The organism is Marinobacter sp. M3C (assembly GCF_023311895.1).
In the GTDB taxonomy this organism is placed as follows: domain Bacteria; phylum Pseudomonadota; class Gammaproteobacteria; order Pseudomonadales; family Oleiphilaceae; genus Marinobacter.
In genome coordinates this window covers 2,569,796-2,595,884 of the sequence record NZ_CP092284.1, presented here as the reverse complement: position 1 = coordinate 2,595,884, position 26,089 = coordinate 2,569,796, and the positions used below count along the sequence as shown (strand labels likewise).

Annotated in this window: 27 protein-coding genes and 2 riboswitches; of the genes, 18 read left to right on the top strand and 9 right to left on the bottom strand. The window is 55.4% G+C overall.

Going from position 1 to position 26,089, the window contains the following annotated elements; translation table 11 throughout:
* The first annotated feature begins 53 nt into the window (after positions 1-53).
* On the top strand, positions 54-3,098 hold the full coding sequence (locus tag MIH18_RS12150) for an EAL domain-containing protein (RefSeq protein WP_249012508.1): 3,045 nt from the start codon (positions 54-56) through the stop codon (positions 3,096-3,098).
* A gap of 25 nt (positions 3,099-3,123) precedes the next feature.
* Here MIH18_RS12150 and rlmF read toward each other — a convergent pair whose 3' ends face one another.
* Entirely contained in the window at positions 3,124-4,077 is a 954-nt protein-coding gene (rlmF, locus tag MIH18_RS12145; protein WP_249012507.1) for a 23S rRNA (adenine(1618)-N(6))-methyltransferase RlmF, read from the bottom strand.
* Between the two features lie 228 nt (positions 4,078-4,305).
* Here rlmF and MIH18_RS12140 point away from each other — a divergent pair, with 228 nt between their 5' ends.
* The 3 genes from MIH18_RS12140 (at position 4,306) to MIH18_RS12130 (ending at position 5,484) form a co-directional block, all read left to right on the top strand.
* Positions 4,306-4,620: a HigA family addiction module antitoxin gene (locus MIH18_RS12140; protein WP_249006738.1), complete on the top strand. Its 315-nt coding sequence runs from the start codon at positions 4,306-4,308 to the stop codon at positions 4,618-4,620.
* Between the two features lie 70 nt (positions 4,621-4,690).
* Positions 4,691-4,882 carry a hypothetical protein gene (locus MIH18_RS12135; protein ID WP_249012506.1) on the top strand — a complete coding sequence of 64 codons (192 nt, stop codon included), beginning with the start codon at positions 4,691-4,693 and terminating at the stop codon, positions 4,880-4,882.
* 194 nt (positions 4,883-5,076) lie between these two features.
* Positions 5,077-5,484, top strand: a complete 408-nt coding sequence (locus MIH18_RS12130) for a nuclear transport factor 2 family protein (protein ID WP_249006736.1) — start codon at positions 5,077-5,079, stop codon at positions 5,482-5,484.
* Here the strand turns inward: MIH18_RS12130 and ltaE are convergent.
* Together ltaE and MIH18_RS12120 are read right to left on the bottom strand one after the other, a co-directional pair.
* Positions 5,453-6,469, bottom strand: a complete 1,017-nt coding sequence (gene ltaE / locus MIH18_RS12125; RefSeq protein WP_249012505.1) for a low-specificity L-threonine aldolase — start codon at positions 6,467-6,469, stop codon at positions 5,453-5,455. The two genes, MIH18_RS12130 and ltaE, sit on opposite strands and share 32 nt — an antisense overlap.
* A 74-nt stretch (positions 6,470-6,543) precedes the next feature.
* Entirely contained in the window at positions 6,544-7,377 is an 834-nt protein-coding gene (locus MIH18_RS12120; protein WP_249006734.1) for a M90 family metallopeptidase, read from the bottom strand.
* A gap of 65 nt (positions 7,378-7,442) precedes the next feature.
* On the opposite strand from MIH18_RS12120, the gene MIH18_RS12115 reads away from it, so the two are divergent.
* The 3 genes from MIH18_RS12115 (at position 7,443) to MIH18_RS12105 (ending at position 9,968) form a co-directional block, all read left to right on the top strand.
* Positions 7,443-8,114, top strand: a complete 672-nt coding sequence (locus tag MIH18_RS12115; protein ID WP_249012504.1) for an SDR family oxidoreductase — start codon at positions 7,443-7,445, stop codon at positions 8,112-8,114.
* A 117-nt stretch (positions 8,115-8,231) separates the two neighbouring features.
* Positions 8,232-8,906 (top strand): hypothetical protein, encoded by a 675-nt coding sequence (locus MIH18_RS12110; RefSeq protein WP_249012503.1) that lies wholly within the window; start codon positions 8,232-8,234, stop codon positions 8,904-8,906.
* 87 nt (positions 8,907-8,993) lie between these two features.
* Positions 8,994-9,968: a M23 family metallopeptidase gene (locus tag MIH18_RS12105; RefSeq protein ID WP_249012502.1), complete on the top strand. Its 975-nt coding sequence runs from the start codon at positions 8,994-8,996 to the stop codon at positions 9,966-9,968.
* On the opposite strand, the gene MIH18_RS12100 is transcribed toward MIH18_RS12105, so the two are convergent.
* Entirely contained in the window at positions 9,965-10,390 is a 426-nt protein-coding gene (locus MIH18_RS12100) for a universal stress protein (protein ID WP_249006730.1), read from the bottom strand. The genes MIH18_RS12105 and MIH18_RS12100 overlap by 4 nt on opposite strands.
* 203 nt (positions 10,391-10,593) lie before the next feature.
* On the opposite strand from MIH18_RS12100, the gene MIH18_RS12095 reads away from it, so the two are divergent.
* The 4 genes from MIH18_RS12095 to MIH18_RS12080 all read left to right on the top strand — a co-directional run bounded on the left by MIH18_RS12095 (position 10,594) and on the right by MIH18_RS12080 (position 13,509).
* On the top strand, positions 10,594-11,229 hold the full coding sequence (locus MIH18_RS12095; protein ID WP_249006729.1) for a heme-binding protein: 636 nt from the start codon (positions 10,594-10,596) through the stop codon (positions 11,227-11,229).
* Positions 11,230-11,306: 77 nt separating this feature from the next.
* On the top strand, positions 11,307-11,552 hold the full coding sequence (locus MIH18_RS12090; RefSeq protein WP_283164712.1) for a TIGR03643 family protein: 246 nt from the start codon (positions 11,307-11,309) through the stop codon (positions 11,550-11,552).
* Positions 11,553-11,872: 320 nt separating this feature from the next.
* Positions 11,873-12,289 carry a CopG family transcriptional regulator gene (locus tag MIH18_RS12085; protein WP_249006728.1) on the top strand — a complete coding sequence of 139 codons (417 nt, stop codon included), beginning with the start codon at positions 11,873-11,875 and terminating at the stop codon, positions 12,287-12,289.
* Between the two features lie 32 nt (positions 12,290-12,321).
* Complete coding sequence (locus tag MIH18_RS12080) at positions 12,322-13,509, top strand: PHB depolymerase family esterase (RefSeq protein ID WP_249006727.1); 1,188 nt, start codon at positions 12,322-12,324, stop codon at positions 13,507-13,509.
* A 46-nt stretch (positions 13,510-13,555) separates the two neighbouring features.
* Here the strand turns inward: MIH18_RS12080 and MIH18_RS12075 are convergent, their stop codons facing one another.
* Positions 13,556-14,995, bottom strand: coding sequence for a sodium:solute symporter (locus tag MIH18_RS12075; RefSeq protein ID WP_249006726.1), 1,440 nt, complete (start codon positions 14,993-14,995; stop codon positions 13,556-13,558).
* A gap of 109 nt (positions 14,996-15,104) precedes the next feature.
* Positions 15,105-15,213: riboswitch (TPP riboswitch) on the bottom strand.
* An 89-nt stretch (positions 15,214-15,302) separates the two neighbouring features.
* A riboswitch (TPP riboswitch) is annotated at positions 15,303-15,399 on the top strand.
* A 47-nt stretch (positions 15,400-15,446) separates the two neighbouring features.
* Between MIH18_RS12075 and MIH18_RS12070 the strand changes: the two genes are divergently transcribed.
* From MIH18_RS12070 to MIH18_RS12060, 3 genes are all read left to right on the top strand, one after another.
* Positions 15,447-16,220, top strand: coding sequence for a 3-oxoacyl-ACP reductase (locus MIH18_RS12070; RefSeq protein WP_249006725.1), 774 nt, complete (start codon positions 15,447-15,449; stop codon positions 16,218-16,220).
* Positions 16,220-17,536 carry an LLM class flavin-dependent oxidoreductase gene (locus tag MIH18_RS12065; RefSeq protein WP_249006724.1) on the top strand — a complete coding sequence of 439 codons (1,317 nt, stop codon included), beginning with the start codon at positions 16,220-16,222 and terminating at the stop codon, positions 17,534-17,536. Before MIH18_RS12070 ends, MIH18_RS12065 begins: the two co-directional genes overlap by 1 nt.
* A 95-nt stretch (positions 17,537-17,631) precedes the next feature.
* Entirely contained in the window at positions 17,632-18,432 is an 801-nt protein-coding gene (locus MIH18_RS12060) for a thiazole synthase (RefSeq protein WP_249006723.1), read from the top strand.
* A gap of 81 nt (positions 18,433-18,513) precedes the next feature.
* Here MIH18_RS12060 and MIH18_RS12055 read toward each other — a convergent pair whose 3' ends face one another.
* On the bottom strand, positions 18,514-20,790 hold the full coding sequence (locus MIH18_RS12055; protein ID WP_249012501.1) for a mechanosensitive ion channel domain-containing protein: 2,277 nt from the start codon (positions 20,788-20,790) through the stop codon (positions 18,514-18,516).
* Positions 20,790-21,575 (bottom strand): DUF1499 domain-containing protein, encoded by a 786-nt coding sequence (locus MIH18_RS12050; protein ID WP_249006721.1) that lies wholly within the window; start codon positions 21,573-21,575, stop codon positions 20,790-20,792. Before MIH18_RS12050 ends, MIH18_RS12055 begins: the two co-directional genes overlap by 1 nt.
* 230 nt (positions 21,576-21,805) lie before the next feature.
* Between MIH18_RS12050 and MIH18_RS12045 the strand changes: the two genes are divergently transcribed.
* The 3 genes from MIH18_RS12045 to MIH18_RS12035 all read left to right on the top strand — a co-directional run bounded on the left by MIH18_RS12045 (position 21,806) and on the right by MIH18_RS12035 (position 24,676).
* Entirely contained in the window at positions 21,806-22,816 is a 1,011-nt protein-coding gene (locus MIH18_RS12045) for a DctP family TRAP transporter solute-binding subunit (protein WP_249006720.1), read from the top strand.
* A gap of 71 nt (positions 22,817-22,887) precedes the next feature.
* The gene (locus MIH18_RS12040; RefSeq protein ID WP_249006719.1) at positions 22,888-23,382 is read left to right on the top strand and encodes a TRAP transporter small permease; all 495 of its coding nucleotides are present in this window, start codon (positions 22,888-22,890) and stop codon (positions 23,380-23,382) included.
* Positions 23,372-24,676, top strand: a complete 1,305-nt coding sequence (locus MIH18_RS12035) for a TRAP transporter large permease (protein WP_249006718.1) — start codon at positions 23,372-23,374, stop codon at positions 24,674-24,676. The genes MIH18_RS12040 and MIH18_RS12035 overlap by 11 nt, the downstream gene beginning before the upstream one ends.
* Positions 24,677-24,705: 29 nt before the next feature.
* Here MIH18_RS12035 and MIH18_RS12030 read toward each other — a convergent pair whose 3' ends face one another.
* Together MIH18_RS12030 and MIH18_RS12025 are read right to left on the bottom strand one after the other, a co-directional pair.
* Entirely contained in the window at positions 24,706-25,083 is a 378-nt protein-coding gene (locus MIH18_RS12030) for a DUF393 domain-containing protein (RefSeq protein WP_249006717.1), read from the bottom strand.
* A gap of 195 nt (positions 25,084-25,278) precedes the next feature.
* Positions 25,279-25,485, bottom strand: a complete 207-nt coding sequence (locus tag MIH18_RS12025) for a cold-shock protein (protein WP_007348184.1) — start codon at positions 25,483-25,485, stop codon at positions 25,279-25,281.
* A gap of 336 nt (positions 25,486-25,821) precedes the next feature.
* Between MIH18_RS12025 and MIH18_RS12020 the strand changes: the two genes are divergently transcribed.
* Entirely contained in the window at positions 25,822-26,088 is a 267-nt protein-coding gene (locus tag MIH18_RS12020; RefSeq protein ID WP_249006716.1) for a DksA/TraR family C4-type zinc finger protein, read from the top strand.
* Position 26,089 lies beyond the last annotated feature (1 nt).

Genomic DNA, 26,089 nt, shown 5'->3' with positions numbered 1-26,089 from the left:
AAAACCGGCTCAGACACGCCGAGCTCACCCCAGGTGGGTAAACGGAGAAAGCTATGCCAGGGGTAAACGACACGCACAAAGTTGAAGCGCTGGGCTCGCAGGGAATTTACAGAAGTATCGCTAACCAGATCAGCTGGGTGATCATCGGCATCAGCGTTTTTGTGTTTCTGTCATGGGTCTTTGATATCGAAGCCGGAAAGCGAGTGCTGCCCGCCTTACAGTCAATGAAGTTCAACACGGCAGTCTGCTTCATCGCTTGTGGCGTCATTCTGAGGCGTAAGTTATGCGCTAAGGCGCCCGGCCGCGATCCGGTCGCGGCGTTTTTGATTGTTTTTATACTTCTGGTATCAGGCCTCACGATTTTCGAATATGCGTCAGGTTGGTCGCTTGGCATCGATAATCTTGTGTTTTTGGACACGGCAACCGCGGCAGAGAACGGGCCCGGGCGGATGTCGGGAGCCACGGCGCTGTGTTTCAGCTTGATCGGTTTCGCGTGGCTGGCCAGTATGTCTCCGATACGCCACTCCACTGTGATGATGCAACTTCTCGCCTTGGCAATGACCATTATCAGCAGCGCAGCGCTGATCGGCTTTGTGTTTGGCGTGAAGGAGTTCAGGTTGCCTGTGTTCTCGACTATGGCCCTGCACACGGCCTTGCTGTTCGTGCTCTGTGGCTTGGGCACTCTGCTCGTGCAGCCCGGCGAAGGCCTCATGAGCTCGGCCACCAGTCGTTACATTGGTGGCCGTTCGCTGCGGCACCTGCTGCCGTTCATTGCGGTGACTCCAATCCTTACGAGCTGGCTGAGCATGCAGGGCGTGTTGGCTGGCTACTATTCCGAGGCATTCGGCTTTGCACTGAGCAGTCTGTCCAGCATCCTGGTGCTGGGCTTTGTCAGCTGGCTTGGTGCCGACGCGCTCAACTGTGAGGAAGAACGCTTCCGCTCCACCATCGACGCTTCCCCTGTGGCCACAATTATGATCGATCAGAATGGCGTTATCCGGATGGCCAACCGGCTCGTACATTCAGTCTTTCGTTACCCGGATCATGGGTTGGTGGGGCTATCTGTTGAGCAATTGCTACCCGATCAGTTCCGTCAAAGCCATAAAGGTTATCGCCGTGAGTACATGCGCAACCCCGCGCAGCGAATCATAGGGGAAGGGCGCGAGCTGTTCGCTTTGCGCCAGGACGGCACCGAATTTCGTGCCGAAATCGCGCTGAACCCGGTTCAGACGGCTGATGGTCGCTATGTTATGGCAGCTGTTGTGGACATTACCGACCGTGTGGCGTCCGAGCAGAAAATGCTGCGCCTTAACCGCATGCACAAAGTGTTAAGCGGTATTAACACCCTCATTGTGCGCACCCAGACTCGCGATGCGCTCTTCGAGGCAGCGACACGCATCGCGGTGGAAGACGGCGAGCTGCCTGCCGCGTTAATAGTGCAGTACGACAGCAAACTGCAGCAGTGCAAAATTCTACACGCGCACGCCGCCGAAGAGCAGATTGAAGATCGGCTGTTGACGGGCTCCGAGGTGGACTCCATCCGCGAGTGCGTGCAGCAACATCGTGTTGTTGTGCGTAATGACTTGACCGGGCACCCTGACGACGACGCTGCAGGTCTCGCCAAGCTTGGTATACGTGCCTTGGCAGCGTTCCCGCTGACTTCAAATAACCATTCACCGGAAGTGGTCTTATTGCTGTGCGGGCGCGAGTCGTTTTTTTTCGACGAGCCGGAACTCAAGCTTTTACTGGAAGTGGCCGGCGATATCTCATTCGCGATTGCCAACCTGGATAAAAGCCAGAAGCTCGCGTATCTCGCGCATTTTGACAAAGTCACCGATCTGCCAAACCGCCGGCTGCTTACCGACCGGCTCCAGCAGGCCATGTTTCAGGCCGACAGCTATCAGGGCATTGTCAGTATTTTGTATATGGACATTGATCGCTTTAAGCAGGTCAACGACAGCTTTGGTCATGCCGGCGGCGACGAGGTGCTCCGACAGGTGGCTGAGCGGATTAGCGCATGCGTAGGCAAGGCCGATACGGTATCCCGCTGGGGTGGCGACGAATTCATTGTTCTACTTCCTGGCCAGAGCGCCGGTGATGCCGCCGGGATCGCCAACGCCATTAGTGGGGCGTTGCACCCGCTCATTGTTTTGGGTGGCAGTCGGGAATTGTTCGTCTCGTGCAGCATTGGCATCGCGGAGTATCCCCATCAAGGCAGAAACATGGATGCACTGATCAACAGTGCAAGAAGCGCGATGTCCGTGATTAAGGAACAAGGGGGCAATGATTACCAACATTTTGTATCGGGAGGCGACCAGAAATTCGATGACGGGTTGGAGCTGGAAACACCATTGAGACAGGCGCTGGGGCAGAGTCAGTTTCAGCTGTACTATCAGCCCCAGATTGATATTGTCTCCGGACGGGTTGTCGGGCTAGAGGCCCTCTTGCGCTGGCATCATCCTACGCAGGGCATGATTGCCCCGGACCGCTTCATTCCTTTGGCCGAAAAGACCGGATTAATCATACCCATCGGCGAATGGGTGCTGCGCGAGGCCTGTCGCCAAGTCGCCGCCCAGCAAGGGCTGAAAGTGGCGGTGAACCTGTCCGCCCGACAGTTCCATCAGCGAGATCTAGTGGCCATGACCCGTCGAATTCTGGATGAAACCGGTATGCCGCCGGCGAACCTGGAGCTGGAGATCACGGAAAGCGCTCTGATCTACGATGTTGAACTGGCCATCGCCACCATGGAGCAGTTGAACGAGCTGGGCGTGAGCGTTTCACTGGACGACTTTGGCACGGGCTATTCCAGCTTGAGTTACCTGAAGCGCTTCCCTATCGACATGCTCAAGATCGACAAATCTTTTATTGACGAAGTGACGACAGACCCCGGCAGCAACGTGATTGTTAAAACCATCATCGTTATGGCTCACAGTCTGGGGCTTAAGGTCATCGCCGAAGGCGTGGAAACCAAGGAGCAGCTTGCAATGCTGCGCGAACACGGTTGCGACCAGGCTCAGGGTTATCTCATTTCACGTCCGTTGCCCTGCCAGGAGGCTCTGGAAGTAGCGACCCAAACGTTCGTCGTCCCGACGTCATGATTGACGCCAGAACGGAGCATGAGACTTAGATATATGTCCAAGCCAATATTCTCGTGGTTTTATTGCCCTGCTTCATTTCTATTTCCCGTACGTCCGTGGCGCCAAGCTTAAGAATCAATTTTTTTGCTGGCTTTACATTGTCAATTTTCGAAACCAGGCTTGTAAACCAGCGGCATTGAGTTGAAAAAACCTGGCTTTCTTTTATGAATTTTTTAAGGAACAGTCGTTCGCCACCTTTACACCATAGCTCGGCTTCCAGGCCGCCAAAATTAAGAGTGGAAGACGGGGTTTTTTGTTCACCGCGGTTACGAGCAAGGTTGTTAATTTTACGTTGGCTGCCTGTTAGAGCTTCCTCTTGCGACCCATGAAACGGCGGGTTGCATACACTGACATCAAAGAATTCCCCGGTTTGAATGATTCCTTCAAAAATGTGATTTTTATCGTGTTGCGTGCGCAGTGTAAAACGGTCTTTTAGGGAGGGGTTATTAGCAATAATCGAAGTTACATTTTCAAGTGACTGATGGTTAATATCACTACCCACAGACCGCCAACCGTATATTTGGCATGCTAGTAGCGGGTATATCCCATTCGCACCCGTTCCTATATCAAGTAACGAAATGTTGGGCTGGGTGTTAGCCTGGTTTTTCGTAGGCTCGCCAACGCCAAGCAATTCGGCTACGTAATGGATGTAGTCGGCTCTGCCGGGAATGGGCGGACAAAGAGCGCCCTCTGGAATATCCCAATCAATTACCCTGTAATATTGCTTTAATAGCGCGGTATTCAGGGCTTTTACGGCCAGTGGGTCTGCGAATTCTATGGAAAGGTTGCCGTAAGCATTTTTACGCACATAGGGGGCGAGTGGCGGACAGCTTTTTACCAGCGATGGAAAATCATAGCCCTGCTTGTGCAGGTTTCTTGGGTGTAGACCTTTGCGATCAGGCTTGGCTTGGTTCTTTTCACGTCGGTAAAGTGTGCTCACAGTAATATATCCGAAGTTTAGAATTTAAAAGTGAAACGAAGCCACCATCGCGTGACCATCAATTGACATGTGTAACGTGACAAATTACACTCGCGTTCCGCGATCGAAACCTGGCAGGCAGGAGCAGCAAACGATTTCGATAAATGACCAGTGGCGTATGTGCTTTTCTTTTGACGATGGTAATACGTACAAGGTCATATGCAACAACCACTGGGAGAGATAATAACTGTGGCTATTCCTGACACTGGCAGTATGCAGCACAAGCCGACCCATCCTGGTGAAATGTTGAGAGAGGATTTCATCCCAGACTACGACTTAACGGTTGCTGGATTGGCTGAATCTTTGGGGGTATCTCGCCAGTCCGTCAATGAGCTGCTGCGGGAGCGCCGTGCGGTCAGCCCTGAAATGGCATTACGGCTTGCGCGTTTGTTTGGTAATTCTCCGGAGTTTTGGCTGAATGCGCAGCACGCTGTTGATTTGTGGACTGCAGCGTTATCGGTCAAGGAGGAAGTTGACCGAATCACACCGCTAGACGCTGCGTAAACAGTTCGTGTAGCGAGATTAGACATTGTAGAAATGGACAGATAAACCAACATTTAACCGAGAGAATACTATGAGCAAGAAACCCGCAAAAGATTCAGTAACAACGGCTTCAATTGAAGAGCAAACAGCGGCCTTTTTAAAGGCTGGTGGAGCGGTTCATTATGTCGTTAAAGGTAAAAGTGGGCAAATTGCTCCTGCAGGCCCGAAGCCGGTTGCTCCGAAGCCGGTTACTCCGAAGCCGGTTGCCCCGAAAGATGACTGATGTGTCCGTTGGTTGGCACTGAAGTTCTTGTCAAACTCATTAGAAAGCATTGCTTGTTTTGCTGCGCCTTGGGGTGGCTTTTGCGCTTTACCCCAAAGCACTGCTGTACAAAGAAACGCCTTTTATATCGCCGTTAAAGCTTAGCAAGTTTCTGGGCATTCAAACCATTCCCGTATTAGAAGTGGAGTCTATTGATGAAGCCAAAAGACATCGTGGCGCAGTTCGTTGCTGATATCCAAGCCCAGCGTTTTGATGAGGCAAAGGCCTTGCTGGTTACGGACGGATTTGAATATGTTGGACCAAACATGCGTTTCGTGAACCCGGATGACTTGATGGCCTACCAATTCGGGATGGTCGCCATTCAGAAAGCCCTGATTCTCCGTCAGCTCAGTGCCGATGAAGAACACGTATTCGCAATTCTGGATTACCGGACCAATTTTGAACCGATTGGCGATGTACGGCTGGCAGTCTGGTTTAGTGTTCTAGGCGACAAAATCCAAAAGGTCGAAGCTTTCTATAATGCGGCCGTCGTTGAAAACATGTTGGGGGGCAACCTCCCCCAATCGACGGTTAAGGCTGCTGCTGATAAAACCGCTGAATAGCTGTTAATAGCTGCTTTATATCGTTGTTATCAACGTCACGGTGGGTCACAAAGCGAATAGGCTCACCGGCGGTGATGAGAATCCCTTGGCTCGCCAGATAATCGCGCAGCGCCGCGGCTTTGCCCGAGCGGCAGCGGGCGTAAACGATGTTGGTCTGGGTGCGGCTTGGGTCAATTTCCAGTTCTGAAATGGCGGCAAGCCCAGTACTCAGGCATTGGGCGTTTTCATGGTCTTCTTGCAGTCGCAGTGGCCCTCGTTCCAGGGCGATGCGCCCGGCCGCTGCCAGTATGCCAGCCTGGCGCATGCCGCCGCCGAGCATTTTGCGCAGGCGTGTTGCTCGCTCGATAAAGGCTGTTGAACCTAACAACAGCGATCCTACTGGTGCGCTCAGTCCCTTCGACAGGCAAACGCTGACGGAATCGTAGTGCTTGGTTATGTCCGTTACATCACAGTTTGATTTTACCGCTGCGTTAAATACCCGGGCTCCGTCCAGGTGAAGCTGCAACCGGTGGTCATCACAAAAGGCGCGAGCCTGGCGCTGGTAGTCCAGTGAAAGCACTTTGCCGCCGATGGTGTTTTCCAGCGATAGCATGCGCGTTATGGCGAAATGAAAGTCACCGGGTTTTATCGCTGCGCGTGCCTTGTCGAGGTTAATGCTGCCGTCTGGCTCATTCTCGATGGGCTGAGGTTGCACACTTCCAAGTACGGCGGCGCCACCGCCTTCGTAGCGATAGTTGTGCGCTGACTGGCCGCACAGGTATTCGTCGCCGCGACCGCAGTGGCTCATGATGGCCAACAGATTGGCCTGGGTGCCGCTGGCCGTAAACAGGGCAGATTCGAAGCCCAGCCGCTCGGTTGCATAGGCTTGTAGGCTGTTCACGGTTGGGTCTTCACCGTAAACATCGTCGCCAACCTCCGCGTAGGCCATGGCCTCGCGCATTTCCCGGGTAGGCCGGGTAACGGTGTCACTGCGGAAATCAATCATGGTGGCGCTCTTTTGCATCATCGCTAATGTGTGAAATAGGTCGTGGCATCCTACAGCGAAAGGCAGGAGGCGATTCAACCTTCGTGGCGGCTGAAGTCTATGGGGTCCAGCCGATAAAAACCGCGCAGTGCGTCGTAAACGTCCGGTTGTTCGGCTTTTAAATGTTTTGGCTGCTGAAAAAAAGCCTCTGTAAGCACCGCAAAAAACTCGGCAGGCTTGGTGGCGCCGTAGGGGTCAAGCCAGCTTTTCTGATGGTGCTGCAAGCTGGATCGCAAGTTCTCATACGCTTTGGTCATGGTTTGTTGCCACACTTGGGCTTGCTCGCCGCTTAGCGGCGGAGCGCCGTCTGCAGTGCCGTCCAGGTAGTCCAGTTGGTGGGCGAACTCATGAAGAATAACGTTGTGCGGGCCGTCTGAATTCATCGCGCCTTCTTCGCATTCAGACCACGCCAACACCACTTGCCCCCGGTTAGATGCTTCGCCCGCACGAACCTGATCACTAACACTCACCACGATGCCATCGCTCTGTGCCGTTTGTACGCGATACACATCCGGGTACACCAGAATGCTGCGAACATCGTCATAAGAGGCATAGGGGCGGGCCAGAATAAGCAGGCAGGCGTGGCCTGCAATGGTTATTTTTACCCGCTCGTCCACATCAAAGCCGGCGCAGCCGTAGAATGCCTTTTCGGAAAGAAAAAGCTGAACGTATTCTTCCAGCTGCTTTTTCAGGGGCGGGGGAAGTTTTTGATAGAGTGGCATATGGGCCCGCAGCAACGTGCGCCAGGCTTTTGGAAAAGGCTGTTGCAGTTCACGCTGTCGCCGCCAGTTGCGGTAGAAAAACAGGTAAAATATCGCGAAAGCGATGAGCGCCAGAGCAAACACGGCGAATACAAGTGGCGAAGACAATGTGGCTGTGTCCTGTCTGGAGGGCGTTTTTGCCATCTTATCCTATTCATCTATGAGGTGTTGTTATGTCGAATAAACGAGTAGTGGTCATCACCGGTGCCAACCGCGGAATAGGCCTGGAGCTAGCCCGGCTTTTTGCTGCAAAGGGCTGTGAGGTAATTGGTGTGTGTCGTGAAACGTCGGCTGAGCTGGCAGAAGCGGCCGCAAAGGTTGTTGACGGTGTGGATGTGACAACCGACACCGGTGTGGAAAGACTGATGGCTGGCCTGCAGGGCGTTAAAATCGACGTACTGGTTAACAACGCGGGTCTGTTGCAGGACGAAGTACTGGGCAGCATCGATTTTGACTCCTTGCGCACCCAGATGGAGATCAATGCTTACGCACCGTTGCGAATCGCCGAAGCCCTGTTCCCGCAAATGCCTTCCGGTGGCAAGATCGCGAATATCACCAGCCGCATGGGGTCGATTGCGGATAACGACTCCGGCGGTCGCTACGGTTACCGTGCCTCCAAAGCCGCATTGAACGCGTTTGCGAAATCTCTGGCGACAGACTTGAAACCTCACGGTATCGCCGTCGCTCAGCTGCACCCGGGCTATGTGAAAACTCGCATGGTGAATTTCGGCGGGCTGATTACGCCAGAAGAGTCCGCGAAAGGATTGGTTGCGCTGATTGAAGGGCTGAATCTGGAGAATTCCGGAACCTTCTGGCACAGCAACGGCGAGCAGTTGCCCTGGTAAGTAGAGGTGAAGGGTAGAAGGAACGGCGTGGTAAAGTGTCGCGCTTGAATATAGAGTGTCGCGCCTGAATATTGCGGCGAATTCTTTGCCGGTGTGTTGACAATTTTTGAGGTTTTTATGGCCCGTTTTGAACTGCTGGGTACCGCCACCATTCCGGGCAAAGGCACGGAGCTGCGCCTGCTCCAGCGCAATGATGAGTTTTCGATCAAAATTGCCGGCAAGTCCGGTGAGCTGATGAACAGCCGCCTTCATGGCTCCGAAGATGCCTTGGCAACGCTCGCTTGCGAGCGGATTGCCGATCACCCCGCACCGCGCGTGCTAATCGGCGGTTTGGGCATGGGCTTTACGCTGGCCGCGGCTCTGGGCGCTTTGGGTGATAAGGCTGAAGTAATCGTGGCCGAGTTGGTGCCGGACGTAGTGGAATGGAATCGCGGGCCATTGGGCCTTGCGGCGGGTTATCCCTTGAATGATCCCAGAACCAAAGTGCACGTCGGCGACGTGGTGCAGCTGATCAAAGACTCGCCGGGCCATTATGACGCCATTTTGCTGGATATCGACAACGGTCCCGAAGGAATGACCCGTAAGGAAAATGATTGGCTGTACACCGCCGCCGGTATTGCCGCCGCCCAGGCCGCGCTGACGTCCGAAGGCATTCTGGCTTACTGGTCGGCAGGGCAGGACCCTACCTTTACCGAAAGGATCAAGCGTACCGGGCTTTCTGTTGAGCCGGTGACGGTGCGTGCCCATCGCCCCGGAAAGGGCGCGAAGCATGTCATCTGGCTGGCGTGGTAGCGCGTTTTGGTTATGAGCGTTCTTTATAATTGCTCTGTGTGTGCATTCCCTATCAGTATTACGGCTTGAATTAAGGAACTCCGATTAATGTCCTGGATGGTCATGGTTACTCAGATTCTTCTGCCGGTGCTGCTGCTGTTTTGGTTTGCACGGTTTCCGGCGGCTGGCTTTCTAGCCTTTGGGCTTCAGGCGATTTCGGTTGGCGCGGTTATTCTAGGGATAGGGCTCGCGGCTTTATGGACGATGCCGCCTTTCTGGGTGCCGTATCTTTACGGCGTTGTGTTCCTGTCGACCATGGCTTGGCATCTTGTGCGAGGCCGCTCCCTGGGCAACGGATTCTGGCAAGCGTCAGCCGGGCCAACCACGCTGGTGCTGATGGCAGCGGGGCTGGGCGCAATTGGTGGCTATATGGGTTATCTGGCGTGGCTGGGCCGTGAACTCCCGTCGGTAGACACCGTGAACATCGCACCGCCCTTCGGCGCGGGCGACTATCTGGTGACGTATGGGGGCTCAGGCAGCCTAGTCAATATTCACCTGCATACACTGGACGAATCGGTAGAGCGATTCCGGCCCTGGCGGGGCCAGAGCCGCGCGCTCGACATTGTACGGATTACGCCGTTTGGCCGTCATGTAGAAGGCTGGCAACCCGCTGACCCAACTCGTTATGTCACCTTCGGTACACCGGTATTAGCACCCTGTAAGGGAGAAATCGCCAGAATTGTTGACCGTGTTCAGGACATGCAGGTTCCTGAATTGGACCCCGAGAATATAGCGGGCAATTACGTTGCTGTTGATTGCGGTGATTTCTTTGTGGTGTTGGCGCATTTGCGCCAGGGCAGCATTCAGGTACGGGCCGGAGACAGTCTGGAAATTGGTGACAAGCTTGGGGAGATGGGTAATTCTGGTAACAGTTCAGAGCCGCATTTGCACGTGCATGCCCAAAGAGGCCTGCCCGAAGAGGCTCCGCTAAGCGGAAAGCCTTTGGCTTTGACGATCAACGGAGACTTTTACATTCGAAACGACAGGATTAAGGTCTCGGGCCCCGGCGCCGCACAAGATTAATCCTCACGCACAACGAAAACCGACACGTTACTGTGTCTGACGATGTTTGCACCGTTCGAGTGGAGAATGTGCAATCGATCGCCGGTGCCAGGCGGGTGTGACGCCATGATGACCAGGTCTGCACCGGTGTCTTTGATGGCTTCCAGTAAACGGTCATCCAGTTCCACGGCGGTATCTGCCGTCGAGATCACTTTGCTGTCGGTAGCGACGCCGTGTAACTTTCCCTGCTCTTGGGCAAAAGTGTTGAGATTTTTGGCCAGTTCTTCCGGATTGTGTGCGGCGGCGGAAGGGGCCGTGTTGGTGACCGCGATGTAGCAGAGTGCGGCGTTATAGTGCTTGGCGATGTCGATTGCCGTGTTGAGCGCCTTCGACATTTGCGCCGTACGTGACAGGTCGACGGGCACGAGAATTTTGCGATACATAGTGTTTCTCCTTATCCCAATTCAAGCGTGGAGCCATTTCCTTCCACAATCAAAAGCGTGGCAGTAATTCCCGGATATTGCCACGTATGAAGGCTTAAAAGGCGGAATATGGCGCCTTTCTATCTTCCATGCCAGACTTCAAGGGTACACAAAAAGTGAGGTGTTTCTATGGATCTCCAGAGAGCGTTTGGTGGTGGGCGCTAATGACTCACCTGAAGCAGGCAGTTTGGGTGATGATTGTGGCAATTCTCGGAGTTGGCAACGTTATGGCGACCGAAGAAGCTGAATACACGCTTGTACTCAAAGATCAGGATTTTGAGGTGCGCGATTACGAGCCACACATCCTGGCCGAAACCGTCGTAGACGGAAAGTTTTCTAACGCCGGTAATAAGGCATTCGGCCGGTTGTTCAAATACATCTCCGGCGATAACACGTCCCAGCAGAAAATTGAAATGACCTCACCGGTGGCGCAGAAAGCCGAAAGCGAAAAGATTGATATGACCTCGCCGGTCGGTCAGCAGAGGGTAAACGACAACTGGGTAGTAAGTTTCATGATGCCCGCGTCTTATACAATGGAGACGCTGCCGCAGCCCAAAGATCCCAAAATAACTCTACGGCAGGTTCCCATCCAGCGCATGGCGGTGGTGCGCTACTCAGGCACCTGGAGTGAAAAAGGTTACCGGAACCATAGAGACAAGTTGAACGCCTGGGCAAAGGAAAACGACTTCCGCGTGATTGGCAAGCCAGCTTGGGCGCGTTACAACCCGCCCTTTATGCCCTGGTTTTTGCGGCGCAATGAGGTTTTGATGCCGATCGCGATGCCGTCAGACAATCCGTAAACGCAACATTGCCTGCATCCAAACACTGCGGGAAAACGTAATGTTCTGGACACTTCTGTTTAGCTAGAGCACGCGCTATGGGCCCAGTCGACGAGTCACGAATTATTGAAATGGCGTGGGAAGACCGCACGCCATTTGAAGCCATCCAACAGCTGTACGGACTGTCAGAACCCGAGGTTATCCGGTTTATGCGCAAATCACTCAAGCCCGGCAGTTTCAGGTTGTGGCGAACGCGGGTGTCCGGTCGTGCAACAAAACACCTGAAGCTGCGCAGCCCAGACGTGGGGCGGGGTTATTGCCCGACGCAATACAAGCAACGCTGATTCCTTTCCACCTGCGCAGTCTAACCTTTCCACCTTCACAGCCTGACCCTTCAACCCTGCGTGCCTGGCTCTTCTAATCCTGCATTTTTGCCCCTCCAACGGTCGCACGCTGCTGCGCCAGTTGATGTCTTTACGCCAAGTCATAAGCTGACGCTTTCGCAAGACGCCGTCAGCGTTTTTTCTTACAGCCCCCTCTATGCCTGATCCATTTGTTCCTTGACAGTTATCTAAATTCGCCATATAACATCCATATGGATTCTATTTGGAATCCATATGGAGTTTTAAAGGATTCGGTCAGTGCTAGTCAACAAGGAAAAGCGATGAGCGTGCATGAGATAAGACGCAAAACAGGCGACACCACCGAAAAGCTCACTATCAACCTTGGTGTGGTAGACCTGGGGCAGGTTGATCTGCTGGTACAAGAAGGGTTTTATTCTAATCGCAGCGATCTGATCCGCACGGCGATTCGCAACCAGTTAGCAATCCATGCAGAAGTGGTCAAGGAAACGGTTGCTCGCAAGACATATGTGCTGGGTTTGCAGTATTACAGCCGTCGTGATCTTGAGGCACTACAGGCGAAGGGAGAGGTATTACAAATTCAAGTGCTAGGGCTGGCGAATATTGCCGAGGATGTTTCTCCCGAACTTGCCTTGGCAACGATTGAATCCATCGCCGTTCTAGGCGCTCTGCAGGCCAGCAAGGCGGTCAAGGCCGCCCTGGCGGACAGAATCTATTAATGGCGTATTCATTCACGCCGAGGAGCCTTTTAATGAATCTTCCAACCAATGAAACGCTTGCGGCCAGCTTGCAAGAGGCCACGCGATTGACCCATGCGGGCCGATTGCAGGAAGCGACCGCAATGATACAGCGGGCGCTGAACGGCACGCCAGACCAGGCTCAAACCTCAGCCCCACGACAGCCCTTTACTGCTCATCGTAATGTCAATGGCTTGGGCGATCTTCTGTGCGGTAAACTATCGGGTTTGCCCGGGTTGAAAACAGGTCTGAACACAGGTTTGGCATCTTCCGTCGAAGCGCCACCCGAAGGTGCAACGTTTAACAGTGGCACTTTTACGAATCAATCGGGCAGCCGCGACTACAAACTGTACGTTCCCAGTGGTTATCACGGCCAGTCCCTGCCGCTGGTGGTTATGCTGCACGGATGTACCCAGAATCCGGATGATTTTGCGGCTGGTACGGGTATGAACACGCTGGCGGAATCGCAGTTGTGTCTGGTGCTCTATCCCGCTCAAACGGCTTCTGCCAACCAATCCAAGTGTTGGAACTGGTTCAAACCAAGCGATCAACAACGCGAGAACGGCGAACCGGCAATCCTTGCCGGTATGACGCGGCAGATTGTCGATGAGTATAAGTTGGACGAGCAACGGGTTTATGTGGCCGGATTGTCCGCCGGCGGTGCCATGGCAACCACCCTTGCAATGACCCACCCGGACTTGTACGCAGCGGTGGGGGTGCATTCTGGCCTGCCCCACGGTGCCGCACACAGTATAGCTTCAGCACTTGCGGCCATGCGAGGTGATGCTGCGCCTCTTGCAAGCCGTAATAACAAGAGGGCGGGTGCTGGCGCAACGTCGTCAATGGATCAGAAAATTCCCGCCATCATATTCCACGGTGACCGCGATACCACGGTACACCCCGGCAATGGCGACCGCGTTGCGGCCCAGTATTCTGGCTCTATCGGCTCAGGCAGCGGACCGAAAAACGCGATTGACACCAAAAGTGAACAAGGGAAGGTGCCCAACGGCCATGCCTATACCCGCACGACTCATCATGATGCCAACGGCAAGGCTATTGTTGAACAGTGGTCGATTCACGGCGCCGGCCACGCCTGGGCCGGTGGTGCGCCTCAAGGCTCGTATACCGACCCAAAAGGTCCGGATGCGACTGGGGAAATGCTGCGCTTTTTCCTGACGCATTCAAAAGTCGAGCAGCGGTAGACGTCACGTTAAGGGCAATCGTAAGCCGGCTATTAGCGGCTGCAGATTACCCTTCCAGCTTCCGCACCCGCTGCGCCAAGATGGAAAAATCGAAGCGCTTTCCTTTTGGCAGTAGCAGCAACAATAACGACACCGCAATCGGTACAAAGGTTGCCAGCAGGAAAGATTCCAGCAAATAGGTGAGCGGCGCCCCTGGTGCGGGAAACAGCATCAACCCGGTAGCCAGGCCGGAAAACGTGCTAATCGCGGCGTTGTAGCTTTGGTAACGGGCGTTGTAGAAGCCGAAAAATACCGGGAAAGCGGCGGCGCAGCACAGCAGATCGGCCAGTAAAAACAGGTAAAGCACGCTGTAACCTTGGGCCGCCACAAACAGCACCGGCACCGACAACAACACAATCAGCCAGCGGGACAGCGACAGCAGGCTATGGTTGCTCAACGTTGGCAGCAGCCGGCGCAGGTCTATAACCATGATGCTGGTCAGCCCGCTGATGGTGGAGTCGGCACTGCTCATAATCAGCGCCAGCCCGAAGGGTAACAGGCCAATCGCAAACCACACGGGCACATCCGCCAACAGCACGCTGAACAGCGCCACCGAGCCGTCACCCGGCAAGTCCAAACCGACAAACGCCAGCCCGAACAAACCCATGATAAAAATGATCGGGAAGCTCAACAGACCGCTGATGATAAAACCGTTGCGGATAACCTTGTTATCGCGGGCGGCGAAAATACGCTGCCAGGTGCCCTGGTAAAATAACCCGGTCAGCACCACTGCCAGAAAAAAGGTCAGGCCGGATTTCAAACCGTTGATGTCCAGCGGGTTCAGCAGGTGCGGTGCTTTTTCCTGCAAGCCTTGCAGCGCTGGAGCCAAGCCACCGGTGGCTTTCCAGCCAAAACCGATTAACAGCGCCAGAAATGGCAATATCACCAGCATTTGTACCCGGTCGGTAAAAATGGTGACCCGCAGGCCGCCATACAGGGTGTACAACAGGGTGGCGCCCATGACGATGCTGGCGGTTAGCCATAAGGGCACTGGTGCTAGTAAAGACACCATTTTGGCAATGGCAGTCAGGCCCGCAGTCAGGCTGATAAACAGATAAAAAACCATGATCACCAGCACGAAGCCGTACATAACACGACCATAGCGGCCGAGCACAAATTCGGTGAGGGTGTGGCCTTCAGGCATTAATGTTCGAATGCGTTTGCCCAAGGGAATCATGATCAAGCGCGGTGCCAGGGCACCCAGTGCATAACCGGTAACGGCACCAATACCGCCCCAGGTGGCGGCCTGGGCCGGGCCAAACAGAATCCAGGTGCCCATGGTGGTCGCCAGTAGTGTCAGCAGGGTAGCTGAGCTGCTTTGGCTGTTGCGGGCCACCAGAAAATCATCCAGCTTGTCTTGCTTGTGGCGGGCGTAAATCAGGCCGGGTATGGCAAAAAGTGCGGCGAATAAAACCAGCCACACAAGGGCCGTAGAGGTGCTTAGCATCGGTGAGTCTTCCTTGCCGTGGCAGACGGTAGCGTATCGCCAAAGGTGGCGAACGACCGGGACAACCGGGACGAGCCGCTGGGAAAGAAAGAAGCGCACAGGCAAGCATAAAGCAGGCGTTTTCCTTCCCTTCGCCGGCATTACCCGGATCAGGTTCGAAGGGTTACCGCACAACGTGCGGAGTCTCAGCCATCGCAATGGCGCCCCCAGGAATGGCAATAGAGTAGGAAGTCTGTTCGTACTTGTCAATTGCAGCTATTAACGGCGGTTTAGCCTGCATATTCGCGCAGCCGTTGTGCTATGGTTTTGGCTCGACACGGGGTGTCCTGCTTTGCAGGGCTGAGAGCACACCCGTTGAACCTGATCCAGTTCACACTGGCGAAGGGATGTCAGAAGGTGCGCCCGCACCAAATCTGTCCATTCATACCTTCGCCTCAGCCATGAGGTGTCTATGCACAAATCCGTACGTCTTGATCAACAGCTGGTTTTGATAACCGGTGCTGCACGCGGTTTGGGGGAACACCTGGTGCGCGCGTTTTTGCGCGAAGGCGCCAGCGTTGTTATCAACTATCGCAACAGCGCCGAAGCGGCGCACAAACTGGCCGCTGAAGAACCGGTACGGGCGCTTGCGGTGCAGGCTGACGTGACAGACCGCGCCGCTGTGCAGGCGATGTTTGCTCAGGCCCGGCAACATTTTGGGTTTCCGGTGACCACGGTAATCAATAATGCCTTACCGGATTTCTCATTCAACGGCGACGCCCGCCCGAACGCAGATCAGCTGACCTGGGAGAATCTGAACCAGCAGTTTGCCGGCGTCGTGGGTGGTGCGTTAAACACCACCCAAGCGGCGCTGGCCGGTATGCGCGAACAGGGTTTTGGTCGCATTGTGAATGTGGGAACCAACCTGTTCCAGAACCCGGTGGTGCCGTATCACGATTACACCGCCGGCAAAGCAGCTTTGCTGTCGCTCACCCGCACCCTGTCCCAGGATTTGGGACCGGACAACATCACCGTCAATATGGTGTCGGGCGGCCTGCTTCGCACCACCGACGCATCTGCTGCCACACCCGAGGCGGTGTTTGATTTCATCGCCGCTAGCACACCGTTGCGGCGGGTGACTACGCCGGCAGAGTTTGCCGATGCCACTTTGTTTTTTGCGTCACCCTGGTCGCGCTCGGTCACCGGGCAGAACCTGGTGGTAGACGGCGGGTTGGTGAAAAACTGATGACGGCCTCCGATTCACATCAACGGATGATGCACATCAACCTGTTTCTGATGGGTTGTGGCCATCATCGAGCCGCCTGGCGCCACCCGCAGTCGGCGGTGGAGCAGTTGGGAGATATTCGCTATTACGAGCGCCTGGCGCAAACCGCCGAACGTGGAAAACTGGACGCCGTATTTTTCGCCGACAGCAATTCGGCGGGCAATGTGTCGGATGGCAGCTGGTTTTACCTGGAGCCGCTAACGGCCATGGCCGCCATGAGCCGGGCTACGGAAAAGATCGGATTTATCAGCACCGTATCCAGCACGTTCTACACACCGTTTCACGCCGCGCGTCTTGTCGCATCGCTGGATCATATCTCCGGCGGCCGCATTGGCTGGAACGTGGTTACTTCGATGTTTGATGCAGAAGCTCGCAACCACGGTTATGAAACTATGCCCGGCCACGCCGAGCGCTACCGGCGCGCCGACGAGTTTGTGCAGGCAGTATTGGGACTATGGGATTCCTGGGCTGATGACGCTTTACAGTTTGATCGCCAGGGCCATTACGCCGACCCAGCCAAGGTGCGTCCGATTAACCACCAGGGGGAATTTTTTCGAGTAGACGGACCTTTGAACGTACCGCGCCCGGTGCAGGGGCATCCGGTATTGTTTCAAGCCGGCGCGTCGGAGCCCGGGCGGGAGCTGGCGGCCAGATGCGCTGAGGCGATTTATGCCGTTGCCTACGATTTGCCGGCGGCGAAAAGCTATTACCGTGACATCAAACAGCGGGTGAAATCCGCGGGCCGCGAGGTTTATGTGCCGATTTTACCGGGCTTGGTCACTTATGTGGCACCCACCGAGGCACAAGCAAAGACCAAGCAGCGTGAGCTTGACGAGCTGTTACCCGCGGATGCGTCTTTGCGCCAGCTGGCAATGTTTATCGGCCAGGACTGTGCTGGCTGGGATTTGGACGCACCGGTGCCAGCACTTCCGCCATTGGAGGATTTTAGCGGGCCACAGGGCCGTTACAGCACCATTTTACGCATTATCGAAACCGAAAAACCGACTCTGCGCCAGCTGCTAGGCCGGCTGGCGGCGGGGGGTGGCCACTGCACCATGGTGGGCACGCCCGAGCAGATTGCGGACAAAATGGAGCACTGGTTCCGCAACGAAGGCGCCGACGGGTTTAACCTGATGCCGCCGTCATTGCCCGCTGGCATTGAAGACTTTATCGAGCAGGTCGTGCCGGTGTTGCAAAATCGTGGTCTGTTTCGTAGGGAATATCAGGGCAGCACTTTGCGCGAACATTTGGGGCTGGCCAGGCCAGCGCATCGCTGACACATTATTTTTACGCTCGCGATCAAATCACCTTACCAACACCTTCAACAGTCGCCGCCTACGCAAGCGGCAACCCTCACAAACAGGAACACAACATGACAGAACAATCCCTGGACAAACCACTGGTGATCGCAGGGCGGCACTTCACATCGCGCCTTATGGTGGGTACCGGCCGCTACAAAGACTACGATGAAACCGCGCGGGCACTTTACGAAAGCGGCACCGAGGTCGTAACGTTTGCCGTGCGCCGCACCAGCATTGGCCAGAATCCCGACGAGCCTAACCTGCTGGATTTCCTGCCGCCAAACCGCTACACCCTGCTGCCGAATACCGCTGGCTGTTTTGATGCCCGCTCTGCGGTGCGCACCTGCAAGCTGGCCCGCGAACTACTAGATGGCCATAATCTGGTCAAACTGGAAGTGCTGGGCGATGAAACCACCCTCTACCCGAATGTGGTGGAAACCCTAAAAGCCGCCGAAGAGCTGATTCGTGATGGCTTCGATGTAATGGTGTACACCAGCGACGATCCCATTGTGGCGTTGGAGCTGGAAAAAATCGGCTGCTGCGCGATTATGCCCCTGGGTTCGCTGATTGGCTCCGGCCTTGGTATTCAAAACCCCCACAATATTCGCCTGATCGTCGAACGCGCGAACGTGCCCGTGTTGGTGGATGCCGGTATTGGTGCCGCTCACGAGGCTGCTATGGCGATGGAACTGGGGTGCGATGCGGTATTGATGAACTCGGCCATTGCCCATTCGCCAGACCCTATTGCAATGGCCCGTGCCATGCGATTGGCGGTTCAAGCCGGGCGTGAAGCCTTTCTGGCCGGGCGCATGCCCCGTCGCCAATTGGCAGATCCGTCATCACCGCTGGCCGGGCGCATCGCCAGCGCCTGACGTCTCGATTTTCAAGTGTAGAGTTGCCTTTTGCCAGGCTCCGTTTTATTCGCGGAGCCTGGCTTTTTAATGTCTGCTGCGTTAGTCCTGATTTTCCAGATGGACGGCTTGGCCTCCGCGACCTAGCGAACGGGCGCCGCCTTCGGCCTCCATTTGCACGCTGATGCGCGGTGCGGCCAGGTCCAGATACAGGTCTTCCATCCGCCGCTTCAGCAGCAGATTGAACGCTCGTGACACATCCCACTGGAACTCGGGCTTGGTACGCATACGCATGCGTAACACCGGGCAGCCTTCTGTAAACGCATGAATGCCTTGCATTTCAAGAGGCGACCAGATCAGCCAGCGCATGGCGGGATCAGCACGTAGTTCTTCTGCGGTGTCGGTCATCAGTTTGATGGCGTCATCAATGGGCAGGTCCCGCGGTACCCGAATTTTTATCAGCGCAATGCCGAACTGGCGCGACATATTGTGAATAGAGCTGATTTTGCTGAAGGTAATGTGGTGTACCACCGCTTCCAGATCCCGCAGCCGCACGGTGCGCAGATTGAAGCCTTCTACCGTGCCCATAAAGCCGTTGATTTCTACGAAGTCGCCCACCGACATTGAATCTTCCACCACAATAAACAGCCCGGTGATCAAATCCTGTACCAGCGTCTGGGCACCAAAACCGACCGCCAGACCGACAATACCGGCACCGGCCAGCAGCGGTGTAACATCTACCCCGACAATGGAAAGGCTGACCAGAAAGGCCACCACCACAATGATGATCATAATGGTGTTGCGGACAATGGGAACGATGGTTTGGGCGCGAGCCGCCCTAAGGCGCTTTTTGCGGTCGCCACGGCGTACAGCGCGCTCCAGAAGCTCATCGGCAAAGGTCCAGGTCAAGCTGGCGATCAGCCCGGTAACCGTTAGCGCAAACAGGCTGTCTGCCAGGCCAGCACTGAGGGATGGCTTGTTGGCTAGCCCTAGCAGGGATAGATCCCAGACTTGCAGCGCTATCTCAAAAAAGGCCAGCCATAACGCAATTTGTAATAGGCGATAGCCGAATTTCACCAGGCGCCGGCTGAAGGTGCTCAGAGACTTGTGGCGGAAGCTGCTTTTTTGAATGCCGACAACACCTTGCGCTGCCAAAGTGATAATCAGTACTAGTGAAACAATAAGCGCCTTGCCCAGAGCCGCGTCGCCTGAACCGCCTTTGGCAAAAACAGCCACCATAGAGGCGCCAATCGCCAGCAACAACGGAATATGCCAGAGCCGCGCCAGCAGGCCGACGAGTTCCCGCCATACGCCTTGATTCTTGCGCTGGTTATACGGCTGATTGCGTATCAGGTGGGTGATTGGGCGGCGGTTGCGGATAATCACGAAGACTGCCAGCAGGGCGCCAAACATACTGAAAACGAGCGCCAGAGTAGCGGCCAGGTCGGCGCCGAGCTGCGACACCAGCTCCGACGACCCCAGAGCGTCTGACAAAGCGAACAGAGCACCAATAATGAACAGCGGAAACAGCGTACGCCTATGTAAAATAGCAACAGCAGTGGTTCTATGGCCGCTGGAGAAAACCGAAATCATGACGTCGAATAATGACGTCAGAAGGCGTCCGCACAGGCTGATATAAGCCAGCACCAGAACGGTGCTTTGCGCGGTGTCTGAAATGCCCAGCATGCGCAGACCCAACAGCAGGAACAGGCCAACCAGTGTCAGAATCCAGGGGATTATCCGGCGTGCAAAATGCGCCATCAGCATCCAGGGCTTGGCGCGCCGGGGCATTTCCAACGGCCAGTCGCGGCGAATAAACAGCACTCGGGCAAGGCGCGACAGGCTGTACAAAAGCGCCGCCCCCAGTGCTAGCCCGATGGCTGTTTCTGCCACCACCTTGAATGAGGCAGCGGCGATCAACTCCTTACCAGCTTTGAGGGCGTTGTTAAAATTTACTTTCCAGCGCCCCAGTGACTCACCAGCGGCACCGTCAGAGCGTGTGAGATCGTCAAAAAATTCTGCGAGCGCCCCCAGCAAGCCCTGCTGAGTGGGCGAGTTTCGCTGATCTTCAATGGCTTGCGCTTGCAGGCCCTGTTGCAGAGTTTGCAGCTGTTTGATCAGGTCTTCGCGGCTGCTGTCGTCTTGCAGGGCCTGAATGGTAATTTCAAGTGACTGGCTCAATGCTTCTGCAGAAGCCGTTTGTTTCTGTTCTTCCGGGCTCGATCCGGGCAGCCCCGGGATTGCTGGCAGCGACAACCCCTGGGCCTGGGTTGCGGTGGCCGCTAGGCACAGCAGCGCAACACCGATAACAAGCGCAAAAAATGGCGCCGTGAACAAGCGGGAACCCATGGGTTGGCCTTTTATGTGCGGCGGCGTCATCAGCGCACCGCGCGTTGTAGATCTTCCAGGAAATCCTGTATTCGTTCGGCATTCGTGCCCAAATCGCTTGTACCCAGGCGTGAGGCGGAACGCATATCTACACGCACGCCTTCGCTGGTGTCGGTCAGGCGAATCACGACATCGTCTTTAAAGCCGAACCAGCGGGTGGTGGCTGTTGCTTCAAGAGTGATGGCTGTTGCATCAAGGGTTGTTGGGCTGGCCTCGGCCAGTTGCCAGTCGCGGGCAGCAATCAGATCCCGTGCCGCTGTTTGCACTCGCGCCAGGGGCACCGCCAGTGTGATGGGCTGCAGCATTGGGTAAGCAGCCCGTTGTTGGCGCGCGGTCTCAATGCCGGGATAATCCACAGCGTTGGGCGCAGCTTCACGGGCGTTGGCCAGGGCTACGAACGCCGGCGGATTGTCCATATCGGTGGTAATGTCGTGAATAGGCGGTACCGTTTGTGCCCGCTGCTGCATTTGCATCGGCATCGCAATCACCGTAACCGCCACCACGGCGGCCATTGCTCCGGTAAAAACCGCACCCCAGCGCCTACACAGGCCGGCAACCACAATGGTCACTATGCCCAGTATGGCGGCCACTGCTGCCAGTTGCGCGCCCATTCGCAGCCAGCTAAAGGCGTCGCCCAGTGCAATCCATTCCATGCGAAACATCGTCCCTGACGTCGCCATTAGAACACCGGCGGCAATCAGCGCGATGACGGCCAGCCAGGCGCACAATACAGGCCACTTGCCACCGCGACGATGGTGTTGTGAAAGCGATGACATAGTAATTACTCCTGGTTTAGTTGAGCTACTTTTAAGAGCAGCATTGCCTTGGTTCTGCTAACAAGCATAGTGTGCAATGAGGTGCAGTCTCAAGGCGACATAGCCTTAACCGCTGGCACGCAGCAGTTTTTTTTGCGTCGCGCCAAGCGACCCTCCTATAATCGCGGGGCTGTCGCCTATTATGCTTTTGCCCGGCGGCCAGTTTCTCGTCAAACAATAAGGAAAAGAAAATGCTGAAACGTTGCACGTTAGTTGCCGCCGCCGCAGGCGCGCTCTTATTTGGGTCTATTGCCCATGCTCAATACAAAGACGAGTACACCGTATCTACCGTGTTGCCATCGGCCTTTCCTTGGGGCCAGGCGGCCGACAAGTGGGTAGAGCTTGTGAACGAGCGCTCGGAAGGGCGTATCAACATGAAAATTTACAGCAACTCCCAGCTGGTGTCTGGCGACCAGACCAAAGAATTTTCTGCCATGCGCTCCGGACTGATTGATATGGCGGTGGGCTCTACCATCAACTGGTCACCCCAGGTGCCGGAACTGAATCTGTTCTCGCTGCCGTTTCTGATGCCGGATTATCCCGCCATTGATGCGATTACCCAAGGCGAGGTCGGTGAGGCCGTTTTTGCCGCCATCCAGAAACGTGGTGTAACGCCGCTGGCCTGGGGCGAAAATGGTTTTCGTGAACTGTCTAACTCCAAGCGCGCGATCCGCGAGCCGGCGGATGTGGAAGGCTTGAAAGTTCGCGTGGTAGGTTCGCCATTGTTTCAGGATACCTTTAATGCTCTGGGCGCCAACCCCACTCAGATGAGCTGGGCTGATGCCAAGCCGGCGCTAACCACCGGTGCCGTAGACGGCCAAGAAAATCCGCTGTCGGTGTTTGATGTGGCGCGTATTGATCAGGTAGGGCAGGAGCACCTGACCCTGTGGCACTACATGGCAGACCCGCTGGTCTTTGCCGTTAACAATCGGGTGTGGGCGACATTCAGCGCCGACGATCAGGCCTTGCTAAAGAAGGCCGCAATAGACGCCGGCCAATGGGAAATCGAAAAGTCCCGCAGTGAGCTGGACGCCACCTTGGCCGCCATAAAAGAGCGTGGCGTGACCGTCACCGAACTGACGCCGGCCCAGCGCGATGCGTTCATCAATGCTACTCAGTCGGTCTATCAGGAATGGTCACCGCGGATTGGTGAAGATCTGGTAAAGAAGGCCCAGCAAGCCGTCGCCGAGCGCCAGCAGTAAGCGTTCTGGCCCGAGCTTTGTGCCGAAATTCCACTCTGGCGCAGAGCCGGGCTGCCTAACCCGGAGTTTTCATGTCTACCCGCCCCCCTAAGTGCTGGCCCGAAGCCTGGCTTGCGTCTGTTGCCTTGATTGCGATCTGTTTGATCAGCCTGGGTAACGTGATTGTGCGCTACACCACCGATGCGTCTTTTGCCTTTACTGAAGAGTTCTCGGTATTTTTCCTGGTTCTGGTGACTTTTGCTGGCGCTGCGGTAGCGGCGCGCAACAACCAGCACATTCGCATCGAGCTGATCGAGCACCACCTGCCGGCGCCTTTTAGAACGGCCGTATACGTAGTGCAGTGGGCGTTGGGCGTGACGGTGTTTGCCATTACCGCTTGGTACGGCAGCGTGTTTGCCTGGCAGGAATACCAGTGGGAGTCGCTGTCACCCGGGCTGGGCTTGCCCAACTGGATTTACGTGATTTGGCTGCCGCTGATGGCGCTGGCCATTATTGTACGCATGACCCAGAGTTTGATAGATCGCCTGCGCGGCAAAGCTGATCCGGAGATCATTCATGAGTCCTGATCTGTTAATGATCGCCAGCTTCATGGTGGCGCTGTTGTTGGGTGTACCCGTGGCCATCGCCTTGGGGCTGGGCGGCGCGGTAGGCATTGTGGCCGGGCTTTCGCCAGATATGCTGGCCACCTTTGGCACTAACACCTACAACAGCGTGGCAAAGTACCCGCTGATCGCCATACCGCTGTTCATACTGACCGGTTTGATTTTTGAACGTGCCGGGGTGGCCGCCAGCTTGGTGCGTTTTGCCCAAGCTATTATCGGCCCGCGCCACGGTGGTCTGACCGTTGTTGCCGTGCTGGTATGCCTGATTATGGGCGGCATGAGTGGCTCCGGCCCGGCCGATGCTGCCGCCGTGGCCATGGTGATGCTGCCCAGCATGCGCAAGGCGGGTTATCCGCAGCCGTTTTCCGCCACGCTGATTGCAGCATCATCGTCTACCGCCATTTTGATTCCACCGTCCATCGCGCTGATTCTGTATTCCATTGTGGTGCCGGGGGTGGATTTGCGCGCGCTGTTTGCCGCCGGTGTGTTCCCCGGTATTCTGGCGGGGCTGTCGCTGCTGGTGCCGGCGCTGTATTTTTCCCGGAAATACCGCTGGGAAGATCCGAAAACCTCAGAGCGTCCACCTTTCTGGCCCAGCTTTAAAGCGGCCTTGCCGGCTTTGTTTGCGCCGGTGATCATTTTGGGTGGCCTGCGTTCCGGCCTGTTTACACCAACCGAGGCCGCGGTGGTGGCGGTCACCTACGGGGTAATTGTGGGCTGCCTGATCTATCGCAATCTGAGCCTGCGCGGGCTTTATGATCTGGTGACCGACGCTGCGGTTACGTCCGGCGTGGTTATGCTGATTATCGCTTTGGCGGGTATTTTTGCTTGGGCTGGCACAACTCTGGGCACCTTCCAACATCTGGCTGATACGCTGTTGTCGCTGTCAGACAATGGATGGGTTCTGTTAGGGCTGGTGATGCTGCTGGTGTTGCTGGCGGGTATGTTGCTGGACGCGGTATCCATATACCTGATCCTGATTCCCATCGTACTGCCGCTCATGAACCACTTTGGCTGGAACCCAGTTTGGTTTGGTATTCTGCTAGCCATGAACATTGCTATTGGTCAGTTTACTCCGCCGGTGGCGGTGAATCTGATGGTTACCACCCGTATTGCCAATATCCGCCTGGAGCACACCTTGGGTTGGGCGCTGGTTTTTATTGCCGCTATGGGCGTGAGCCTGCTGCTGGTCGCATTGGTGCCGGGCATTGCGCTGTGGCTGCCCGACAAGCTTGGTTATGTGGTTGGGCCTTGGTAAATGCAGGTTTAGGCGCGATGCGTGACAATCTAGCGCGGCGGCAACTGACAACCCTGCTTGCAACGCGAACGAAAGCGCAAGCGGGCGAACACCAGATAGGCTCGGTTCACCAGGCCAACCAGGTGCAGTTTCTTCAACACGGTCGCCAAATGGCGGTAGCCCGGCAGTTCCTGCCACACCACCACAAACGCGTGGGCACCGGACTGAAGCGTGCCTTTGCTGTCTACTGCATGAATGACTTTCATCGCATCTGTGTGACTAAGTTGGTATTGGGCCAGAGTATTATTGCTGGCAAATATGTCCTGCCAGTCAATGCGTGATTGCTTGTCGACCTTACGGTAGTGGTCAATCTCGCGGCGGCACAACGGGCATTGGCCATCGTAGAATAAAATCGGTTTTGCGGGCATAGCGTAGCCTTGTAGTCAGTCTTTTCGAGTCGTGCGTTAGTGAAGTTGAGCTACTGAGATTACGTTGGTGGGGGCGAAGTGTATTCATTAGCGGGGCAGGAAAGGCACGAATAAAAAAGCAGACAGCAAAAAGGCAGCCGAAGCTGCCTTTTTTGATTATTGGCTGTTACTCACAGCACAATTATCTGTTCTAGCTTAGACAGCTACAACGTTCTCTGCCTGAGGACCTTTCTGGCCCTGAGTAACAGTGAACTCAACCTGTTGGCCTTCGGCCAGGGTCTTGAATCCGCCACCTTGAATAGAGCTGTAGTGAACAAATACGTCGGGGCCGCCTTCGCGAGTGATAAAGCCAAAACCTTTTGCTTCATTGAAGAACTTAACGGTACCGGTAACTGTAGACATAATAATAATCCTGAATTCTTAAAGTAATGTGCTGTCAGTCATCCATAATGACGACGGATCAGCGGTATGCGGGAAACAAAAAATGAGGCGTGATCAAAAACAGGACGATGCGTTACTTAGTACGTTCTATTGATGAAGTGCTTTGCTAAATCTTTCCGACGGAAGGCACTCTACACGCAAACGAAGTCATTGCAAAGCCTTTGTGTGATTTTTTGTAACCTGTAGGTACAGCAACGGATAAGCCACGTGTTGAAATAGTGAAACCGCGGCAGCACATCAATAGAGCAATAACCAAGCTATAGTTGAAATAACGTAGCTGCCAAAGGAGCAGGGATTATGGCCGGAGGATGGGCACGGGATGGCGCCGTGCAAGATCAGATCGACGCCAGCGTTGAAGATGCGGTTAATAAAGCCAGAAGCAGCCTGGGTAAGGGCGATAGCCTGACCCATTGTGAAGAATGCGACCGGGAAATACCTGAAGCCCGGCGGGTCGCGGTGCCGGGTGTGCGCCTGTGCATACAGTGCCAGGCCGAGCTGGAAAAGCAGCAGGGCAAAAGTGGGGGCGTTAACAGACGCGCCAGTAAAGACAGCCAGCTGCGCTAAC

Excerpts from the sequence above, each read along its gene's own strand:
- MIH18_RS12150 (WP_249012508.1), top strand. The coding sequence starts at position 54 with ATGCCAGGGGTAAACGACACGCACAAAGTTGAAGCGCTGGGCTCGCAG.
- MIH18_RS12135 (WP_249012506.1), top strand. The coding sequence starts at position 4,691 with ATGAGCAAGAAACCCGCAAAAGATTCAGTAACAACGGCTTCAATTGAA.
- MIH18_RS12130 (WP_249006736.1), top strand. The coding sequence starts at position 5,077 with ATGAAGCCAAAAGACATCGTGGCGCAGTTCGTTGCTGATATCCAAGCC.
- ltaE (WP_249012505.1), bottom strand. The coding sequence starts at position 6,469 with ATGATTGATTTCCGCAGTGACACCGTTACCCGGCCTACCCGGGAAATG.
- MIH18_RS12115 (WP_249012504.1), top strand. The coding sequence starts at position 7,443 with ATGTCGAATAAACGAGTAGTGGTCATCACCGGTGCCAACCGCGGAATA.
- MIH18_RS12110 (WP_249012503.1), top strand. The coding sequence starts at position 8,232 with ATGGCCCGTTTTGAACTGCTGGGTACCGCCACCATTCCGGGCAAAGGC.
- MIH18_RS12105 (WP_249012502.1), top strand. The coding sequence starts at position 8,994 with ATGTCCTGGATGGTCATGGTTACTCAGATTCTTCTGCCGGTGCTGCTG.
- MIH18_RS12100 (WP_249006730.1), bottom strand. The coding sequence starts at position 10,390 with ATGTATCGCAAAATTCTCGTGCCCGTCGACCTGTCACGTACGGCGCAA.
- MIH18_RS12095 (WP_249006729.1), top strand. The coding sequence starts at position 10,594 with ATGACTCACCTGAAGCAGGCAGTTTGGGTGATGATTGTGGCAATTCTC.
- MIH18_RS12090 (WP_283164712.1), top strand. The coding sequence starts at position 11,307 with ATGGGCCCAGTCGACGAGTCACGAATTATTGAAATGGCGTGGGAAGAC.
- MIH18_RS12085 (WP_249006728.1), top strand. The coding sequence starts at position 11,873 with ATGAGCGTGCATGAGATAAGACGCAAAACAGGCGACACCACCGAAAAG.
- MIH18_RS12080 (WP_249006727.1), top strand. The coding sequence starts at position 12,322 with ATGAATCTTCCAACCAATGAAACGCTTGCGGCCAGCTTGCAAGAGGCC.
- MIH18_RS12075 (WP_249006726.1), bottom strand. The coding sequence starts at position 14,995 with ATGCTAAGCACCTCTACGGCCCTTGTGTGGCTGGTTTTATTCGCCGCA.
- MIH18_RS12070 (WP_249006725.1), top strand. The coding sequence starts at position 15,447 with ATGCACAAATCCGTACGTCTTGATCAACAGCTGGTTTTGATAACCGGT.
- MIH18_RS12065 (WP_249006724.1), top strand. The coding sequence starts at position 16,220 with ATGACGGCCTCCGATTCACATCAACGGATGATGCACATCAACCTGTTT.
- MIH18_RS12060 (WP_249006723.1), top strand. The coding sequence starts at position 17,632 with ATGACAGAACAATCCCTGGACAAACCACTGGTGATCGCAGGGCGGCAC.
- MIH18_RS12055 (WP_249012501.1), bottom strand. The coding sequence starts at position 20,790 with ATGACGCCGCCGCACATAAAAGGCCAACCCATGGGTTCCCGCTTGTTC.
- MIH18_RS12050 (WP_249006721.1), bottom strand. The coding sequence starts at position 21,575 with ATGTCATCGCTTTCACAACACCATCGTCGCGGTGGCAAGTGGCCTGTA.
- MIH18_RS12045 (WP_249006720.1), top strand. The coding sequence starts at position 21,806 with ATGCTGAAACGTTGCACGTTAGTTGCCGCCGCCGCAGGCGCGCTCTTA.
- MIH18_RS12040 (WP_249006719.1), top strand. The coding sequence starts at position 22,888 with ATGTCTACCCGCCCCCCTAAGTGCTGGCCCGAAGCCTGGCTTGCGTCT.
- MIH18_RS12035 (WP_249006718.1), top strand. The coding sequence starts at position 23,372 with ATGAGTCCTGATCTGTTAATGATCGCCAGCTTCATGGTGGCGCTGTTG.
- MIH18_RS12030 (WP_249006717.1), bottom strand. The coding sequence starts at position 25,083 with ATGCCCGCAAAACCGATTTTATTCTACGATGGCCAATGCCCGTTGTGC.
- MIH18_RS12025 (WP_007348184.1), bottom strand. The coding sequence starts at position 25,485 with ATGTCTACAGTTACCGGTACCGTTAAGTTCTTCAATGAAGCAAAAGGT.
- MIH18_RS12020 (WP_249006716.1), top strand. The coding sequence starts at position 25,822 with ATGGCCGGAGGATGGGCACGGGATGGCGCCGTGCAAGATCAGATCGAC.